The sequence below is a fragment of the Streptosporangium sp. 'caverna' genome, from assembly GCF_003203775.1.
Classification (GTDB): Bacteria; Actinomycetota; Actinomycetes; order Streptosporangiales; family Streptosporangiaceae; genus Streptosporangium; species Streptosporangium subroseum.
This window is the reverse complement of sequence record NZ_CP029711.1, coordinates 5,759,263-5,775,701: the sequence shown is the minus strand read 5'-3', so window position 1 is coordinate 5,775,701 and position 16,439 is coordinate 5,759,263. Positions and strand designations below refer to the sequence as shown.

14 protein-coding genes are annotated in these 16,439 nt (G+C 68.8%); 5 read left to right on the top strand and 9 right to left on the bottom strand.

Features of this window, described 5'->3' with window-relative positions:
* Positions 1 to 82 precede the first annotated feature (82 nt).
* Entirely contained in the window at positions 83 to 553 is a 471-nt protein-coding gene (locus DKM19_RS25685; protein ID WP_110698958.1) for a helix-turn-helix domain-containing protein, read from the bottom strand.
* Between the two features lie 69 nt (positions 554 to 622).
* On the opposite strand from DKM19_RS25685, the gene DKM19_RS25680 reads away from it, so the two are divergent.
* From DKM19_RS25680 to DKM19_RS25670, 3 genes are read left to right on the top strand one after another with little or no spacing between them, the layout of a single operon-like run.
* On the top strand, positions 623 to 1,981 hold the full coding sequence (locus DKM19_RS25680) for an MFS transporter (protein WP_110698957.1): 1,359 nt from the start codon (positions 623 to 625) through the stop codon (positions 1,979 to 1,981).
* A gap of 23 nt (positions 1,982 to 2,004) precedes the next feature.
* Complete coding sequence (locus DKM19_RS25675) at positions 2,005 to 2,235, top strand: hypothetical protein (RefSeq protein ID WP_110698956.1); 231 nt, start codon at positions 2,005 to 2,007, stop codon at positions 2,233 to 2,235.
* 2 nt (positions 2,236 to 2,237) lie between these two features.
* Positions 2,238 to 2,720 (top strand): Clp protease N-terminal domain-containing protein, encoded by a 483-nt coding sequence (locus DKM19_RS25670; protein WP_110698955.1) that lies wholly within the window; start codon positions 2,238 to 2,240, stop codon positions 2,718 to 2,720.
* A 192-nt stretch (positions 2,721 to 2,912) separates the two neighbouring features.
* On the opposite strand, the gene DKM19_RS25665 is transcribed toward DKM19_RS25670, so the two are convergent.
* From DKM19_RS25665 to DKM19_RS25650, 4 genes are all read right to left on the bottom strand, one after another.
* Entirely contained in the window at positions 2,913 to 3,836 is a 924-nt protein-coding gene (locus tag DKM19_RS25665; protein ID WP_239513588.1) for a carbohydrate ABC transporter permease, read from the bottom strand.
* Position 3,837: 1 nt separating this feature from the next.
* Positions 3,838 to 4,938 carry a carbohydrate ABC transporter permease gene (locus DKM19_RS25660; protein WP_239513587.1) on the bottom strand — a complete coding sequence of 367 codons (1,101 nt, stop codon included), beginning with the start codon at positions 4,936 to 4,938 and terminating at the stop codon, positions 3,838 to 3,840.
* A 71-nt stretch (positions 4,939 to 5,009) separates the two neighbouring features.
* Positions 5,010 to 6,248 (bottom strand): extracellular solute-binding protein, encoded by a 1,239-nt coding sequence (locus tag DKM19_RS25655; protein ID WP_110698953.1) that lies wholly within the window; start codon positions 6,246 to 6,248, stop codon positions 5,010 to 5,012.
* A gap of 45 nt (positions 6,249 to 6,293) precedes the next feature.
* Entirely contained in the window at positions 6,294 to 7,508 is a 1,215-nt protein-coding gene (locus DKM19_RS25650; RefSeq protein ID WP_110698952.1) for a LacI family DNA-binding transcriptional regulator, read from the bottom strand.
* A gap of 149 nt (positions 7,509 to 7,657) precedes the next feature.
* On the opposite strand from DKM19_RS25650, the gene DKM19_RS25645 reads away from it, so the two are divergent.
* Positions 7,658 to 9,781: a glycogen debranching N-terminal domain-containing protein gene (locus DKM19_RS25645; RefSeq protein WP_239513586.1), complete on the top strand. Its 2,124-nt coding sequence runs from the start codon at positions 7,658 to 7,660 to the stop codon at positions 9,779 to 9,781.
* Between the two features lie 219 nt (positions 9,782 to 10,000).
* A complete protein-coding gene (locus DKM19_RS25640; RefSeq protein WP_110698950.1) occupies positions 10,001 to 10,882 on the top strand; it encodes an MBL fold metallo-hydrolase in 882 nt (293 codons plus the stop codon).
* Positions 10,883 to 11,058: 176 nt separating this feature from the next.
* Here DKM19_RS25640 and DKM19_RS25635 read toward each other — a convergent pair whose 3' ends face one another.
* The 4 genes from DKM19_RS25635 to DKM19_RS49740 all read right to left on the bottom strand — a co-directional run bounded on the left by DKM19_RS25635 (position 11,059) and on the right by DKM19_RS49740 (position 15,932).
* Entirely contained in the window at positions 11,059 to 13,386 is a 2,328-nt protein-coding gene (locus DKM19_RS25635) for a M14 family zinc carboxypeptidase (protein ID WP_162641754.1), read from the bottom strand.
* A 403-nt stretch (positions 13,387 to 13,789) separates the two neighbouring features.
* Positions 13,790 to 14,221 (bottom strand): VOC family protein, encoded by a 432-nt coding sequence (locus tag DKM19_RS25630; protein ID WP_110705974.1) that lies wholly within the window; start codon positions 14,219 to 14,221, stop codon positions 13,790 to 13,792.
* A 314-nt stretch (positions 14,222 to 14,535) separates the two neighbouring features.
* Positions 14,536 to 15,213, bottom strand: coding sequence for a glycerophosphodiester phosphodiesterase (locus tag DKM19_RS49745; protein WP_369990623.1), 678 nt, complete (start codon positions 15,211 to 15,213; stop codon positions 14,536 to 14,538).
* A gap of 275 nt (positions 15,214 to 15,488) precedes the next feature.
* A complete protein-coding gene (locus DKM19_RS49740; RefSeq protein WP_162641751.1) occupies positions 15,489 to 15,932 on the bottom strand; it encodes an SH3 domain-containing protein in 444 nt (147 codons plus the stop codon).
* Positions 15,933 to 16,439 lie beyond the last annotated feature (507 nt).

Below are 16,439 nucleotides of genomic sequence, written 5' to 3'. Positions count from 1 at the left end.
CTCAGACCGCCCTACCGGCCCGATGCCGGCAGTGCGCTTCGACATTCGCCGGTTCGGAGACTACATCCTGAATTCGGCGCCTTTAAGGCTCGGCCATCGGAGAAGGTTCGGTGGGATGGGCGAGGATGAGGATCATGGCGTCGAGGAGGCGCTGCCAGTCGCGTTCGGACAGGTCGTCACGTCCCAGGCCGCGGGTGACGGCGGCCAGTGCGTCGAGCAGCCGGGTCCGGACCCGGTGCGGTTCCTCCCCGAGTGATGTGGCCAGACTGCCGGCCTCCCGGCGGAAATAGCGGGTCCGGGTGAAGCCGAGGAGCGCGGGTGGTGGAGGCGGTTCCCCGGAACCGCTGTCCGGATCGGCGAGGGTGACGGTCAGGCGGGTGCCGAGAGCCTCGGCGAGCCGGTCGAGGGCGGAGACGGTGGGGTTGCCCCGGCCGTTCTCCAGGTTGGCCACGTACGGCACCGACAACGCGGCGTCGGCGGCGACGGAGGCGACGGTCCGGCCGAGCGCGGCGCGCCGGGAGCGCAGGCGCTGGCCCAGTTCGGCGTGATCCATGGTCCTATCTTGACAGAATAGTTTGTCCCTGTTTCTCTCTTCACAGAATAGTCGTGAAGGGGGGAAGCTGTGCTGCGGGCCTTACGAGTGCGGGACTTTCGACTGCTCTGGGTAGCGCGGGCGGCCGCCACCTTCAGCGCCAATCTCCTGGTGGTCGCGGTCCCCGCCCATGTGTACGCGGTGACCGGATCGATATTCGCGACCGGGCTCACCCTGGCCGCCGAGTATCTTCCGGTCCTGTTGCTGGGGCCGTTCGCCGGGGTGCTGGCCGATCGGTGGGATCGCCGGCGCCTGATGTTTCTCACCAGCGTCGCTCACGTGGCGGTCATCTCCCTGTTGTTCTTCACCCGCACCCCCGACACGGTCTGGATCGTCTATCTGGCGGTGTTCGGCGAGGGCGTCGTGGGGGTGCTGTTCCGTCCGGCGGCCCAGGCGTACACACCCGACGTCGTGGGCACCGGCTCCTTGCTGACCAGCGCGAACGCACTGAACTCCTTCACCTCCGGGGTCATCGGGCTGGGCGCGGCCCCGCTCGGTGGCCTGCTGTTCGCTGTCTTCGGCGTCGACGTGGCCATCACCGTCGCCCTCGTCGGCTACCTGACATCCGCCGTCGCGATCGGATTCATCCGGCCACACCCTCACCGCCGGGAGCTCTCCCGGCGTGTGCTCGCCGAACTGAGGGACGGGCTGCGCCACGTCAGGCGGGCCGCCGCCACCCGCGCCCTGCTGGTCGCCAACGGCGTCTACCTCCTGGCGAACGCGGCGCTCACGGCGCTGCTGGTGCCGTTCGGGGTCTCCTCCCTCGGGGGCAGCACGCAGGTCGGCTGGCTGCTGTCGGCGCTGAGCGCCGGTTTCCTGATCGGCGCCCCGATCAGCGGAAGGATCGTCGACCGCCTGCCCGTCCGGACGACGGTCGCCGCCGGCCAGCTTCTCGTCGCCGGCGCGTTCTTCCTGATGTTCAACGCCCGGTCCCTGCCCGTGGCGCTGACCGCGGCGGTCCTGCTCGGGATTCCCGCGGTCACGGTGATCGTCGCCCTGCAGACCTGGCTGCAGCGAACCACTCCGGCGGCGCTTCTCGGCCGTGTCAGCGCGGTGTTCATCACCGCCGAGGCCGCCGCGTCGATGGTCGGCGCGTTGGCCGGCCCCGCCCTGAGCGTGTTCAGCCTGCCCATCGCCCTCAACGCGGCCTGCGCGGTCGCCGCCGGAGCCGCCGTTCTCACCTCCTGCCTGGTCCCGGGCCCCCTGGTCGACGCCGCCGATCACCTGCGGGTCGGGGGCGCACCGCCGCAACCCACCGGGGGTGGTGATGCGCAGCTCATGGGGGTCGGCGGGGGTGAGGAAGCGCGTCTCCACCTCGCGGCAGGTGGCGAACCGGAGGCCGGGCCGCTGTCCGGAGCCCGTGATGAGCAACATGAATTGACTATTTGAATTAGTCAACTAAGGTTGCTTACATGTCCGGTGTTGAGACTCCCGTTCCCCAAGAGCCCGCTGATGCGCTGGCGGCTGTGGCGGCGTTGAGACGCCTGGCCGACCAGATAGAGGACGCCGCCGTCGAGCAGGCGATGCGAGCGGGCTGGAGCTGGCCGCAGGTCGCCGAGGCGCTCGGCGTGACGCGCCAAGCGGTCCACAAGAAGCACGCCAAGCGGCTCATCGCCGCGGGCGTGACACTGAGGAGGCGCTGACGATGGCCGCCATCGACGAATACATCAACACGATCATCGAGCAGGGAAGACGCGATGCGCACCACGACGGATCGGCGGCGATCGAGGCACACCATCTCCTGCTGGCGATCGCCGCCGAGGGGGAGAACGCCACCCGTCAGGTCCTGACCTCGGCCGGGCTCGACCATCGAGCGATCCGCGACGCGCTGGACCGCGAGTTCGAGCACAGTCTGAACGCGGCCGGGGTGTCTCTGGCCGCCTCCGGTCTCCCCCGGCCGAGCAAGGCCGCCAAGCCTCCGACGCAGCTGGGGGCATCGGCCAAACTCGCGCTCGAACGAGGCTTCGCGTCGGTTGACCGCAAGAAGGATCTGCGGCCGGCGCATCTGCTGCTCGGAATCTTGCAGGCACGGGTCGGCACCGTGCCGCGTGCGCTCGCCCTGGCCGAGGTCGACCGGGCCGAACTGATGGCGCGCCTCCTGCGGACGCTCACCCCCGAGAGCGAGTGACGGGGCGGGCACAGCTCAAGCCGTACCTTCCACACTCACCCGCGGCGAGTTCCCGAGTGCCCCGTACGGCCGGTGCCACCCGAGAGGAAACGTTCTCATACGTACACGCAGATGAACGCCGACGGTGACGGCAGAGGCCACCGGACAGTGCGGGCGCGACCAGGGATCGGAACCAGGACCGGCGAGGATGGCTCAGCCTTTTTCGGCGCCCTCGTTGGCGCCGCGGACGAAGTAGCGCTGGAAGATCACGAAGATGATCGCGACCGGGATCGTGGCGAGCACCGCGGCGCCCAGTTTGAGCGGATACCGGGTGCCCATGCCGAGAGACCCGGTGACCAGGTCGGCGAGCCCGCGCGGCAGGGTGAACAGATCCGGGCTCTGCACCGCCACCAGGGTGTGCGGAAACTCGTTCCAGGTGCCCTGGAAGGAGATGATGGTCAGCGTGATCAGAGCCGGTCGCGCCATGGGCAGCACGACCGACCAGAAGATGCGGAACACCCCGGCGCCGTCGATGCGCGCGGCCTCCTCCACGCTGACCGGGATGGACTCGAAGAACTGCTTCATGATGAAGACGCCCGTCGCGTCCACGAGTACCGGCAGGATCAGCGCGGTGTAGCTGTCGTACAGCCCGAACTGGTTGAGCACGAGGAACTTGGGGATGAAGAGCACCACCCCCGGCACGGCCATCACCGCGATGACGGCCGAGAACAGCGCGCGCCGCCCGCGGAAGCGGAGCCGGGCGAGCGCGTAGCCCGCCAGCGAGTCCAGGAAGACCCGGCCGACGGTGACGAGGACCGTCACCAGCAGCGAGTTGCCGAGCCAGAGCGGCATGTCGGTGCCGAGGAACACCCGCTCGTAGCCGCCGAACGAGATCGGGTCGGGCAGCGGAGAGAGCGGGTTGGCCGTCGCGTCGGGCTCGGTCTTGAGGGAGTTCGCGATCTGGATGACAAACGGGTACAGGAAGACCAGCGAGAAGAACACCAGGACGGCGTAGCCGGCGAAGGTGGAGGTCAGGGACTTGGCTCCCGGCATCGGTCCCGGTGACCTGCCTCCCGGCATCGGCCGGTGCCGGCGGGAGGCAGAAGGGGCCGCGTTCGGATCCGTGGACCTCGTCATCTCATGACCTCCTCGTCCACGCCGGGCGACGGAGGCGGGGCCGGTCGGCGCGCTCGCGCATCACCCGGCGCTGGACCAGCGCCAGGATCACGATGATCAGAAAGAGCACGAACGAGATCGCCGTGCCGGTGCCGTACTCGAAGTCGCGGAAGGCGGTCTGGTAGGACAGGTAGGCCGGGGTCAGCGTGGTCTTCGCCGGGTTGCCCTGGCTCATCACGTAGACCTGGTCGAAGACCTGCCAGGTGGAGATCAGGCCGAGCGTCAGCACCAGGAAGAGCGTCGGCTTGAGCACCGGCAGCGTCACGTGCCGCAGGCGCTGCCACCAGCCGGCCCCGTCGATCATGCTCGCCTCCTCCAGCGCCACCGGGATGTCCTGGAGCGCGGCGAGGAACATCAGCATGAACGTGCCGGAGGTGGTCCATATGACGAGCATGATGATCGTGGCCATCGCCACGCTGGGACCGGACAGCCACTCCCACCAGGACAGTCCGAACAGGCCACCGCCGGTCAGCGCGGCGGGTGGCGCCTCCGGGTCGACCAGGCCGGTGCGGCCGAGCAGCAGGTGCAGCACGCCCCGGGGATCGGCGAACCACTGCGGACCGTTGATGCCGAGCAGCGCGAGCAGGCGGTTGGCCGCGCCGGAGTTGGCGAAGATGAACAGGAAGACCACGCTCATCGCCACCGAGCTGGTGACCGAGGGGAAGAAGAACGCGGTGCGGAAGAACGTCCTGCCCCTGAGCCGCGTGCCGTTGACGATCAGGGCGAGGCCGAGCGCCAGCACGGTCTGCACCGGAACGACGATCACCACGTAGTAGAAGTTGTTGCGGATGCTGGTCATGAAGTCCTGGCGGGCCAGATTGTCCTCGGTGAACAGCCGGGTGTAGTTGCGGAGCCCGACGTAGGGCACTCCGGCGAGGAAAGGGCTGCCCTGCCCGTTCCAGTCGGTGAGGCTGACCCACAGCGCCATCAGGATCGGCACCAGCAGGAACAGGCCGAGAATCGTCACGACCGGCGCCACGAAGAGCCATCCCGCGGCGGCCTCCCTGGTGGCGGCGGTGGGACGGAACCGGCGGCGGACCGCCCGGGTCGTCGTGTCGGGCACGCCGGCCTCCCTCCGTTCTCGCAGGCGGCCCCCGCTTCACGGGGGAGCCGGCGCCGTCCTTGCGTCCCGGGTCAGTCGTCGAGCGCGTCCTGGGTGTTCTTCTGCAGACGCTTCAGGATCGCCTCGGGTGCCGTCCGGGCGAGCTGCTGGAGGCCGGCGTCGAAGTCGGCGAGCACACTCTCCATCTTCGGGGCGTTGACCGGTCCGCGGGCGTATTCCGCGCCGTTCACGAACGACGTGTCCCGAGGAAACTCCCTGGTGAAGGGGCCCTTCGCCGACCGCCGGGAGGGCATGGCGCCGAACGCGCGGGCGAACGCCATCTGCTGGTCCACCGTGGTCATCGCCTCGACGAAGCTGATCGCCGCCTTCTTGTACGGGCTCTTGGCGGCGATGCCCCAGCAGTTGGTGAAGGCGAGGGTGCCCCTGCCCTTCGGACCGGCGGGCAGCTCGTGCACCGAGTATTCGACGGCGGGGAAGTCGGCTCTCAGCGCTCCCTCGATCCAGTTGCCCTCGATGGTCATCGTGGCCTCGCCCTTGCCGAACGCCTCGCCGCTCCATCCCGCGTCGAGGTCCTGGGGGAACCGGGCGAGCTTGTTCTCAAGCAGCGTCCGGACGTAGCGCAGGGCCCTGAGATTCTCCGGGCTGTCGGCGACGGCCCGCCTGCCGTCGGGGCTGATGATCCGGCCGCCGGCCTGCACCATGAAGGCGCCGATCCGGTCGTGGGTGTCGCCGATCACCAGCGGGACGATCCCCCTGGCCTTGATCCTCTCGCTCACCGAGGTGAGCTGCTCCCACGTGGTGGGCACGTCGGCGCCGGACAGCCCGGCCCTCTTCCACAGATCGTCGTTGACGATCAGCGCCAGGGTGGAGAAGTCCTTCGGCGCGCAGTAGAACCTGCCGTCGTGGGTGAAGGCGGTGCGCAGGTTCCCGTAGAAGTCCGCCGGATCGGAGATCCTGTCCCCGTACGGTTCCAGCGCGCCCACGCTCGCGTAGTCGGCGAAGCGGGAGGCGTCGACGTAGAACACGTCGGGCGGGCTGTCGCCGGCGAAGGCCTGGCCGAGCTGCTGGGCGATCGCCTGCGCGGGTGTGACCGCCGCGGTGTTCCCGGAGGAGGCGGCCCAGGCGTCCGCGGCCCGGCGCACCGCGGTGGTCTCGGTGTCGCCGGAGGAGCCGATGAGAATCCGCAGCGCGGCGGGCCCGCTGCTCTGCCGTACCTGCCGCCCGTCGCCTGCGCCACAGGCCGTCGAGGAGAGAACCATGCCGCAGACGGCCAGGCCGAGAGCCGCGTTACGGAGATCGCCGCATTTCATCGGAACTCCCTTGATCCTCGCTGGTGGGTGAAGGCGGCCGCGGGGTCACGCCGACCGGCGCACGACCAGCGACGGCTGAAGAAGCACCTGCGCCGGCGGGCCTCCCGGAGCCATCAGGGCCGTCGGGGTCATCGTCGACCCCGGAGATCGCGAGGTTTCCGTGCCCGCCGGCGTCGCGACGGGTCCGTGTGCCCCGCCACCCGCCCCGCCGCGTGCCTCATCGAACGCTCCGCCGTTCGCTTCACCGAACGCCCTGCCGTTGGTCTTGCCGTTCGCTCCGCCGATCACCCCGGCACCGTCGAGGGCGTGCGCGAGCAGCGCGACGCAGCAGGCCGCGGCCTCGGCCAGCGGCTGGCTGAGGCTGGTGAGCCCCATCGCCCTGGCCGCGGACGTGTCATCGAAGCCGATCACCGCGATCGGCATGCCGGCCCCGCCGTTCGCACGCCCTCCGGCGCCGGGGGAGCGAGCGGCGTGCAACGCGCCCAGTGCGAGCGAGTCGCTCACGCAGAGCAGCGCGGTCGCCGGGCGGTCGGCGTCGAGCAGGTCGCGTGCCAGGGCCTCACCGGCGGCCACGCCGCCATCAGACACACGGTCCAGGCCGGCCGGATCCACGCCCGCCGCGGCGAGTGTCCGCGCCCAGCCGGCCCGGCGGTCGTCCCCGACGCCCGAGCCGGGAGGCCAGCCGATGAAGCCGATGCGCCGGTGGCCCGCGTCGAGGAGGTGGCGGGTGGCCGCGGCGGTTCCCGCGGCTCCGTCCACGTCGACCCACGGGTGGCTCGGGCCCTCCGGCATGCCCCACGGGCGCCCGAAGGTGACGAACGGCAGCCGCCGTCCGGCCAGCCACGAGGTGCGCATGTCGCCGTGGTGGGTGCCGGTGAGCACAAAGGCGTCCGGTTCGTACGCCGCGAGCAGGTCGTCGATGGTGGCGATCTCGGACTGATCGTCGTCGGCGGTGTAGAGCAGCACGCGGTAGCCGGCCTCGGCGGCCGCCTCGGTGAGCCCGTGCAGGAAACGGTCGTAGACTGTTCCGTCGATGTCGTCCCGGGTCGGCTCGATGCGCGTGGCGATCAGCCGGGACCTTCCGGTGCGCATCTGCCGGGCGGCCTGGCTGGCGCGGTAGCCGAGTGTCTCAACCGCCTCCAGCACCCGGCGCCGGGTATCCTCGCGGACCAGCCCGGGTGTGTTGAGCACGTTCGACACCGTCTGACGGGACACCTTGGCGTGCCGCGCGACGTCGGTGATCGTCACTTTCTGAGCCATCCGCACCTTTCCAGTCCAAAATTTGAACGTTCAAAGCCCAATAGGGCATAATTGGATCGTTCAAGTAAAATAAGCGCTTCGCAATGTGTACCTCCGGCGCCCGTCTGTCAAGATTGCGTCGGCCCGAGCTGACCCTGGGAGGGCCGTCCGTGCTCGTCGAAGCCATATCCGAACCCGGAGGCGCGGTCGCCACCGAGGTGATCGATCCCCGAACGACATACCGTCTGCAGCCGTTGCTGCATGACCTCGTCAGCACCGTTCTGGCCCCCACGACCGCACTGGGCGGCCCCGACGGGCAGATCCGCCCCGCCGGCGTCCAAGGTCTCTTCCACGCGGACTCAAGAGCATTATCGCAGGTCAAGCTGGAAGTCGACGGACGTGAGCCCGAGGCCGTCGGCTATGCCCCCGACGGGCCCGGCGGCGCCCGGTTCGTCTCGCTGCTGCGATGGCTGGGTGATCGCCGGCCCGACCCCACGCTCCGGATCGACCGGATCCGCCGGGTCACCCCGGGCGGCATGAGCGAGCAGGTCGAGATCGCCTCCACCGCCTCGACGGCCGTGCACGCCACCGTCACCCTCGAACTGAGTTGCGACTTCGCCCCCATCGAAGTGGTGAAGTCCGGCGGCGACACGGTCCCCGCACCGGCCGAGCTCACCGGGCCCGGCGAGCTGTCCTGGGAGTCGGACCGCATCAGGGTCACCGTGACCGGCGAGGACGGCAAGGCCGAGCCGGGAGAGACGGCTCGGCTGCGCTGGGAGGTCACCCTGCCTCCGGGCGGACGGATCGTGCTGCGCTGGAACGCCGTGATCGACGACCCGGAAGCCGTCGTGGTCGCCCCCGCCCATGCCGTCGAGTGGAGCCGCCCCCGGGTCGTCTCCGCCGATCACCGCCTGACCCGGCTGCTGGAGCAGTCGCTCGACGATCTGCGCTCCCTGCGGCTCGCCGAGGCGAGCGCTCCCGGCGACACCTTCCTCGGCGCGGGCGTGCCCTGGTACCTGACCCTCTTCGGACGCGACAGCATCTGGGCCGCCCGCATGCTCCTGCCCCTCGGCACCGAGCTGGCCGCGAGCACCCTGCGGGTTCTCGCGCGCCGCCAGGGCACCCGGATCGACCGTGAGTCGGGCGAGGCCCCCGGCAAGATCATGCACGAGCTGCGGCGGCACGAGTTCGCCCTTGAGGGCCACGACCTGCGCCTGCCGGCCGCCTACTACGGCACCATCGACGCCACCCCGCTGTGGATCAGCCTGCTCCACGACGCGTGGCGCTGGGGCCTGCCCGAGGAGGAGGTGGCGGCTCTGCTGCCGCACCTCGAGGCCGCCCTGGGCTGGCTCGGCGAGCACTTCGACTCCGGCAGCGGCTTCGTCGAATACATGGACACCAGCGCCCACGGGCTGGCCAACCAGGGGTGGAAGGACTCCGGAGACGCCGTACGGTTCCGCGACGGGCACCAGGCCGAGCCCCCGATCGCCCTGGTCGAGGTGCAGGGTTACGCCTACCAGGCGGCCCGGGACGGGGCCGCGCTGCTGGAGGCGTTCGGACGCCCCGGCGCGGCGCGCTGGCGTGACCACGCCGACACCCTGGCCGAGCGGTTCCGCGCCCACTTCTGGGTGGACGGCCCGCAGGGGAGGTTCCCGGCGCTGGCCCTCGACCGGGACAAACGCCCCGTGGACGCGCTGACCAGCAACATCGGTCACCTGCTGGCCACGGGCCTGCTCTCGGACGAGGAGTCGGCCGCGGTCGCCGCGCTGCTGGCCTCGCCCGCGATGGCCGACGGCTTCGGGCTGCGCACGATGTCGTCGCAGGAGGGCGGGTTCAGCCCGCTGTCCTACCACTGCGGCTCCATCTGGGCGCACGACACGGCGATCGTGATCGCGGGCCTGGCGCGCGCCGGGTTCGGCGCACAGGCGGGAGCGCTCGCCGAGGGACTGCTCGCGGCAGGGGAGTCGTTCGACTACCGGCTGCCGGAGCTGTTCGCCGGCGACGCCCGGGGAGCGGTCGGCCGGCCCGTGCCGTACCCGGCGGCCTGTCGTCCGCAGGCGTGGTCCGCCGCCGCCGCGGTCACGATCATGCACGCCGCCGTGGGTCTCCACCCCGATGTGCCCGCCGGCCGCGTGCTGCTGCGGCCCCTGGCCGGGACGCCGCTCGGCGAGGTGTCCGTGCGGGGACTGCGGGTGGCGGGGGAAGAGGTCGACATCGAGGTCGACCGGAACGGCGCGGTCAGCGTGACCGGTCTCCCGGCCGGGATCTCCGTCGAGATCGTGGGAAACGGCTGATCTCCCACGGGCGCCGTATCCGGCTCCCGCCTGGCGGTCGTGAGCGCTGACTCCCGCATGGCGATCGTGAGCGCCGATCGTCAGAACGTCGTGAGCGCTGATCCGTCAGAACTAGGCGATTTTTCCGGATGGTACGTTGCGTCCGAAAGCTGGCATGGGCTTTCCCGGACAAGACGTGCACCGTACCCGGCCTGTCAGGACGACGCACCAGGAGATTTCATGGGCTCAAGCGAACCGTTGACCGGCCTCACCCCCGAGGTTCCCCGGCCTCGCGCACTGGACGTCCGGTGGATCCACGGATCGGAGTCGGCGAAGCACAACACCGACCCCGACATCCAGGTGCACGCCTACGACGAGCGCACGTTCATCCTGCGGCAGAACATGGCGGTCAACTACGAGGCGCCGTTCGTCTTCCTGCTGCTCGGCGACGCCCGGGCCGTGCTCATCGACACCGGCGCCACCGCGTCCGCCGAGTTCTTCCCCCTGCGCCGGGTCGTCGACGAGCTGATCGAACGCCGGCTCGGCGAACACCCGCGGGACGGCTACGAACTGCTCGTCCTCCACACGCATGCCCACGGCGACCACGTCGCGGGCGACGCCCAGTTCGCCGACCGCCCCGGCACCGTCGTCGTGGACGCGGAGCGGAGCGGCGCCTGGGAGTATTTCGGGTTCGGCGACGACCTCGACCAGGTGGTCCGGGTCGATCTCGGAGGCCGGGTGCTGGAGTGCCTGGCCAGCCCGGGGCACCATGAGGCGGCCGTCACGTTCTACGATCCGCACACCGGATTCCTGCTCACCGGCGACACGGTCTATCCCGGCCGGCTGTACGTCCAGGACTGGCCCGCCTTCGGCCGCACCATCGATCGCCTGATCGCGTTCGCCGGTGCCCGGCCGGTCACCCACGTCCTCGGCTGCCATATCGAGATGACCAACCGGCCGGGCGTGGACTATCCCATCTTCACCACCTACCAGCCGGACGAGCCGCCGCTGCAGATGACCGTGGATCAGTTGCGGGACGTACGCAAGGCGATCGACGAGGTCGGTGACCGGCCCGGCCGGCACGTCTTCGCCGACTTCGTCATCTGCCGCAGGGACGGGTAGGCGGAACGTCCCCGGGCCCGGATCGGTTCGCTTCATCGGTAGAACGCGGCGTGCATTCCCCGTGGGCGGAACGCCCCTGAGCCCGTATCGGCTCGATCCAGGTGGAAAAGCCGGTGAGAAGACGCGGCGGCCGCCGGTCCGAAGACCGGCGGCCGCCTGTTCGACTCCGATGCGGACTATCGCACCTTGCGAACCTCTACCTTTTCCTGCTTGTAGTTGTTGTTGTTACCGGCGGGCTTGTAGCCGTTCTCCACGTTGCTGGCGATGTCGACCGAGAACCAGCGCACCTGGGTGGTCTTGTTGACCGTGATCTGCTGCGTTCCCTCACGCATCCCCGAGGAGACGAGCTTGGGGGAGCTCAGCGTCGGCCGGCTGCCGTCCAGCGTGTAGTAGACGTTCGCCGGCTCGTTGATCGAGAAGGTGAACGTGGTCGAGGTGTCGGTCCGGCCGGTCACGTCCAGCTTCGACTTGGGTGCCTTGTCGTCCTTGGAGAAGGCCAGGGCGGTTTCGAGAATGCCGATCTGGCCGGAGGCGAACTCCATGGCCTCCTCGTGACCCTCGGAGAACTCCGGCTGGAAGCCGACGGCCTGGAACTGCTTGGTCGTCGGGTTGTAGAGGTCGGCGCCGACCTCGAAGTCCCAGCCCATGATGCCGCGGTTGAACCAGTGCTCGTCGGCGCTGTTACCGGCGGCCGAGTACAGAACATCCGGAACCGGACCGGTGCGCCCGGGCCAGATCGCCGTACCGCGGTAGGACTGCACCGCGGAGAGGATGTGACCGGAGGCGTCCCAGAAGAAGTTCTCCGTACCGAAGTCGACCCGCGGCAGCAGCTCGCGGCCGGCGGCCTTGTACGCACCCGGAGGCCACATGAAGTAGCCGCCGTAGGAGTGCGTGTTCATCGCGAACTTGATGTTCGGGTACTTCTCGGTGAGCCAGACCTCGTTCTTCGCCTCCGGCTCGGACAGCTCGGCCGGGCCGGCGAACGTGCCGCTGGTGCAGCTCGTCGTCGAGGCGCCGTCGTATCCGTCGAAGGCGGAGCCGACGGTGAAGTTGCGGTTCAGGTCCACGCCCCAGGAGTTGCGCGATCCCGGGTCACCGGAGGTGGCGGCGCAGTGGTTGGTCATGTTCTTGCGCTGCATGTTGTAGTCGTAGAAGCTGTAGTGCGCGCCGTCGGGGTTGACCACCGGCATGATGAAGATGTCGAGGTTGTCGACCAGCTTCCGGGTCTGCGCGTCGCGGGAGTAGTTGCGCAGGAGCCGCTCGGCGGTCTCCGTGCAGACCAGCGGGGTGACCCACTCGCGGGCGTGCTCCTGGCAGTAGAGGAACACACCGACCTTCGAGCCGTCGCGCTTCTTGCCGATGCGCAGCACCTTCTGCTGGAACGGCGCGCGCGAGATGGTCGCCGGTGCCTTCAGGTTGTCGCTCAGCTTCGTCGCCGTCGCCGCGGCGACCACGCCCGCACCCGCGTTGCCGCGGTAGGTGGAGGCGGTCAGCAGTGCCGAGGCCGAGGCGTCCGCGCTGAGCGCGTCCACCACCTGGCGGGAGGTGCTGCTGATCGCGGCGGACTCGTCCGTGGCCAGGCTGACCACGACGTCCTTGCCGGTGACCTTCACGGAGAGCGGGCTGGAGGCGACGTCCGGCTTCACCAGCGCCACGCTGAGGTCGTTGCCGCCCTCGGAGCCGAACGCCTTGGAGGACACGTAGAGCGTGCTCGCCGCGGCGGTGCCGAACTGCGCCTGAGCCGCCCGGCGGTAGCCGTTCGTCTTGTTGGGCAGATCGACGATCTCCGAGATCTGCGGGAACTGCCTGGCGAGGGAGGTGATCCGGCCGGTGAGCTCGGTCGGGTCCATGTAGTGGTCGACGAAGTCCGAGACGTAGTGCTTGTTCGGGGCCTTGCGCTTGTCACCCAGCCACTTGGTCACCGGAACCGTGATCGAGGTGCCGTGGTTGCTCGTGATCGTGACCGTGGTGGGGGTCTCGGCAACGGTCAGCGGCGAGTTGAACCGGTGGTACATGTACTGGCCGGCGTCGGTGAACCGCGACATCGTCGCGGTGCCACCGGAGTCCGGGGCGGTCTTGCGGCCGCTGTCCCAGCTGGCGGTGAGCACGGTCTCCGCGTCGGTCGCGCTCGACTTGACCTCCACCGACAGGAAGCGCTGGTTGTCGGTGCTGTCGAACCACTCGGCGCGCAGCGGGGTCAGCTTGTCGGCCTCACCCGCCACCGCGGCGGCCAGTGACTGCGCGGCCTGTCGCTGGGCCTTGTTCTCGGCGAGATCCGTCTGGTCGGAGATGGCGCCGCGCACGTCGAATCCCAGGTTGCGCAGATCCTGCGCCTCCTGGGGACTGAGTACGGCGTGCACCTCGATGCCGCCGTCGACGTCCTTCTTGTACTCCGCCAGGTCGACACCCATGGAGTTGAGAACATCCAGGCGGGTCTGGTCGGGAACGACGATGCGCAGCAGGGCGACACCGTTCTGGGTGGTGCTGGACTGTCGGTCGGGCACGACCTCGCTGGATGAGGGAGAGGGGTCAGCGAGAACCGGTAGTACGTTGAACGTGAGGACAATGGGTAGAACGAGTGCGGCCGCAACACGGCCGACCCTCCTGCCACTGTGAGAACTCCTCAAAAGATTCCTCCAGTTGGCGTGCTTGGGCCGGAGCGGGGGCATTCCGGCATGAAACACGCAGACGGTGCAGTCTTGATCAGAAGAGGAATATTCGTCAAGACCTAATTCACATATGTAGATGTCTCAATTGAACGGTTACCTCGGCGAACGGATGGCGACCGCCAGGGCACGCGGGCAGTGAGCCTTACGAGAGTGGGATCCACGGGGTGAAAACGCCGATGGTCGGATGGTCACTCACCGGCGAGCGCTTGGGCACGGTCGGTGACATGCCGACCCGCTCTCATTCGGAGCGGTGGCTTTCATCCGGCGTCTCGGGGGCGATGAGCTCGACCTCGAACCCGTCGGCGTCCTCCAGATAGGCGGCGTAGTGGTGCTCGCCGCCGGCGTGGGGGTGACGCTCGGGAAACAGCAGGGTCCAGCCGTGTCGCGGCGCCCCCTCGGCCAGGGTGTCGACCATGGCCCGGCTTTCGACATGGAAGGCGAGATGGTTCAGCCCGGGACGGCACCGGTCGTGCTCGTCGGCGCTGAGGGCGGGCGACTGCTCGAAGACCAGATAGGTGGAGCCCAGCCGCCAGCTACGCCCATCGCTCCAGTTCTGGAAGGGGACGTAGCCGAGCTCGCCCAGCAGCCAGCTCCAACCGGCGACGGCTCGTGGAAGGTCGGGAACCCAGAGCTCGACGTGGTGCAGCATTCCCGTGGTCGCCTTGCTCATGCCGCGATCCCCTCCGCGCTCGACCGGGGCGCCGCGTCCGAACCGCGCTCCGGACCGGTCCGGCTCGGTGTCCGTGGCCTGCTTCGGGCAGGCAGCGAGAACCACCCGAACCACGACACTCGAACACCGGTTCACATATGGAAGTGCAAGGTTAGCAGCCGGCGAAGCCGGGCCGACCCCCTGTGCCCTCCCCGGCGGGACGCCCCGTGCCTTCCCCCGCGGGACGGCGGGACAGTGGTGTGGCGGACCGGGAACGTCGGTGACCGGCGATGACACGGTCGCCGACGCTAGGAGGAAGACGGTTCTTCGCGCCTTCACGGATCGCATCTTTCCCGGGCCCATGCCAGGTAGGCGGATGTCTCGTTGGTGATGACGCGATCCACCCCGTAATCCGCCAGGCGTTCCCACGCGCTTCTGTCGTTGGGGGTCCAGGCGTAGACGGCCACGTCGTCGTCGAGGTATTCACGGGTCAGCGCCTCGGTCAGCCTGTCGTACCTCACCACGACGAAGCCGAACTTCCTGGCGAGCGTGAGCGGCGGCGCGGTTGTGGCCAGCAGGCCTTTGCGGGCGGGGATGGAGGCGACGGCTTCCAGAGCCGGCCGGGAGAACGACATCAGGCTCGCCCACGTGTAGGCGTCGAACCGTCGGTAGTCTCGTTTCAGGGAGCGCAGGTCCTGAGCATCCGGGACCTCCTTGAGCTCGACCAGCACTTCCTCGGCTCGGCCCCGGGCGAGTTCGAGGGCCGCGGACAGGGTCGGCGGACGTTGGGCGTCCGTGGTACGGAGCTCGCGAAACCGCGCCAGCGTCATGTCGGAGACGCGGCCCGTGCCCGTGGTGGTCCTGTCGACCAGCGCGTCGTGCATCAGCACCGGGTGGTGGTCCTTGGTGAAATGGACGTCGAACTCGATCTGCTCGGAGCCGGCGTCGAGCGCCCGATCGAACGCCTTGATGGTGTTCTCCACCCCTCCGGCTCGGTACCCCCGATGAGACACGACGTCGGGCGTCGAACACGTGGCCGGGGCCGGGGCCGGCAGGGCGAGACCATGCGCTTCTCCCACCCCGCCCAGTGTCAGGGCCGACAACAGTGAGATCTTCGCTGCCTCTCGCGCCCACCGGGCCAGGGGCCGTAAGGGCCTGGCCTTTCCGGGCCGGTGCGCCGGAGTCCGACCACGACGGCCGGCGTCCGGTCTCCGCGTATCGCTTGCCTGAGATTTCCCGCCCCCGGCCGAGGGAACTGGCCGAGGGCCGGGAGCGGGCCACCCCACGCCTACTTCCCGGTTATCTTCCGCAGGTATTTGGCGGAGGCCCAGCCGGGTTTGCCTTGGGAGGAGTTGACCGCCACCCAGCCCTTGGTGGGCTGGCACGCTCCGGCGAATCGCCCGTCGGCGACCTTGAGCTTGCCGACGCGGTGCGAGTGTGATGTGGCGGCCGAGCGGACGTTGAGGAAGCCGTTCGCGTGCACGTGCGAGACCCGGTAGGTGCACGCGAGGGCGGGACGGATCCCCGTGCTGGAGGATTGGGAGGTCTTCGTCTTCCTCAGGTATTTGGCGGAGGCCCAGCCGGGTTTGCCTCGGGAGGAGTTGACCGCCACCCAGCCCTTGGTGGGCTGGCACGCTCCGGCGAATCGCCCGTCGGCGACCTTGAGCTTGCCGACGCGGTGCGAGCGTATTTTGGCGGCCGAGCGGACGTTGAGGAAGCTGACCGCTCGCACGTGCGAGAGCCGGTAGGAACATGCGAGGGCAGGGCGGCTCTCTGTTCCGGAGGGCTGGGGGAGGGGGGCGGCTTTGGCCGGCGGGGTGAAGGCTACGAACCAGGCCGTAAGGACAAATAGGGTCAATGTGGTTGGGATTTGTTTTTCGAGCACGATGTCTCCTTTCGGTCCGCATCGCGTTCAGGGGATAAATCCCTTGAACGGTCAAGCCCCGGTGCCTGACCTGTGATGCTTACGCAAAGTAGATCTCCGATTACTTGTCGCATAAACACCTGAACACCCGCTCAAGTATCTTTTACCAATGGAAGGTTTGAGTGCCCAATCATAGGCGACTGAATGAGGATGGGGAAAGGTTGTATTTGATGACTGATTGTCCCTGAATTGCGATCGCAAGTTTGGCCGATTGTACATGAAATTGCCTTACATTTCGCACAATGTGAAACTTGTCGGACTTTTCTCTTGATATATTGGATTTATGGTTTAATAGCCATGCTATTTGTATTTCAG

What these genes read in the sequence shown, in the direction of transcription:
- DKM19_RS25685 (WP_110698958.1), bottom strand. Translation starts at nt 553, where the DNA reads ATGGATCACGCCGAACTGGGCCAGCGCCTGCGCTCCCGGCGCGCCGCG.
- DKM19_RS25675 (WP_110698956.1), top strand. Translation starts at nt 2,005, where the DNA reads ATGTCCGGTGTTGAGACTCCCGTTCCCCAAGAGCCCGCTGATGCGCTG.
- DKM19_RS25670 (WP_110698955.1), top strand. Translation starts at nt 2,238, where the DNA reads ATGGCCGCCATCGACGAATACATCAACACGATCATCGAGCAGGGAAGA.
- DKM19_RS25665 (WP_239513588.1), bottom strand. Translation starts at nt 3,836, where the DNA reads ATGACGAGGTCCACGGATCCGAACGCGGCCCCTTCTGCCTCCCGCCGG.
- DKM19_RS25655 (WP_110698953.1), bottom strand. Translation starts at nt 6,248, where the DNA reads ATGAAATGCGGCGATCTCCGTAACGCGGCTCTCGGCCTGGCCGTCTGC.
- DKM19_RS25650 (WP_110698952.1), bottom strand. Translation starts at nt 7,508, where the DNA reads ATGGCTCAGAAAGTGACGATCACCGACGTCGCGCGGCACGCCAAGGTG.
- DKM19_RS25640 (WP_110698950.1), top strand. Translation starts at nt 10,001, where the DNA reads ATGGGCTCAAGCGAACCGTTGACCGGCCTCACCCCCGAGGTTCCCCGG.
- DKM19_RS25630 (WP_110705974.1), bottom strand. Translation starts at nt 14,221, where the DNA reads ATGAGCAAGGCGACCACGGGAATGCTGCACCACGTCGAGCTCTGGGTT.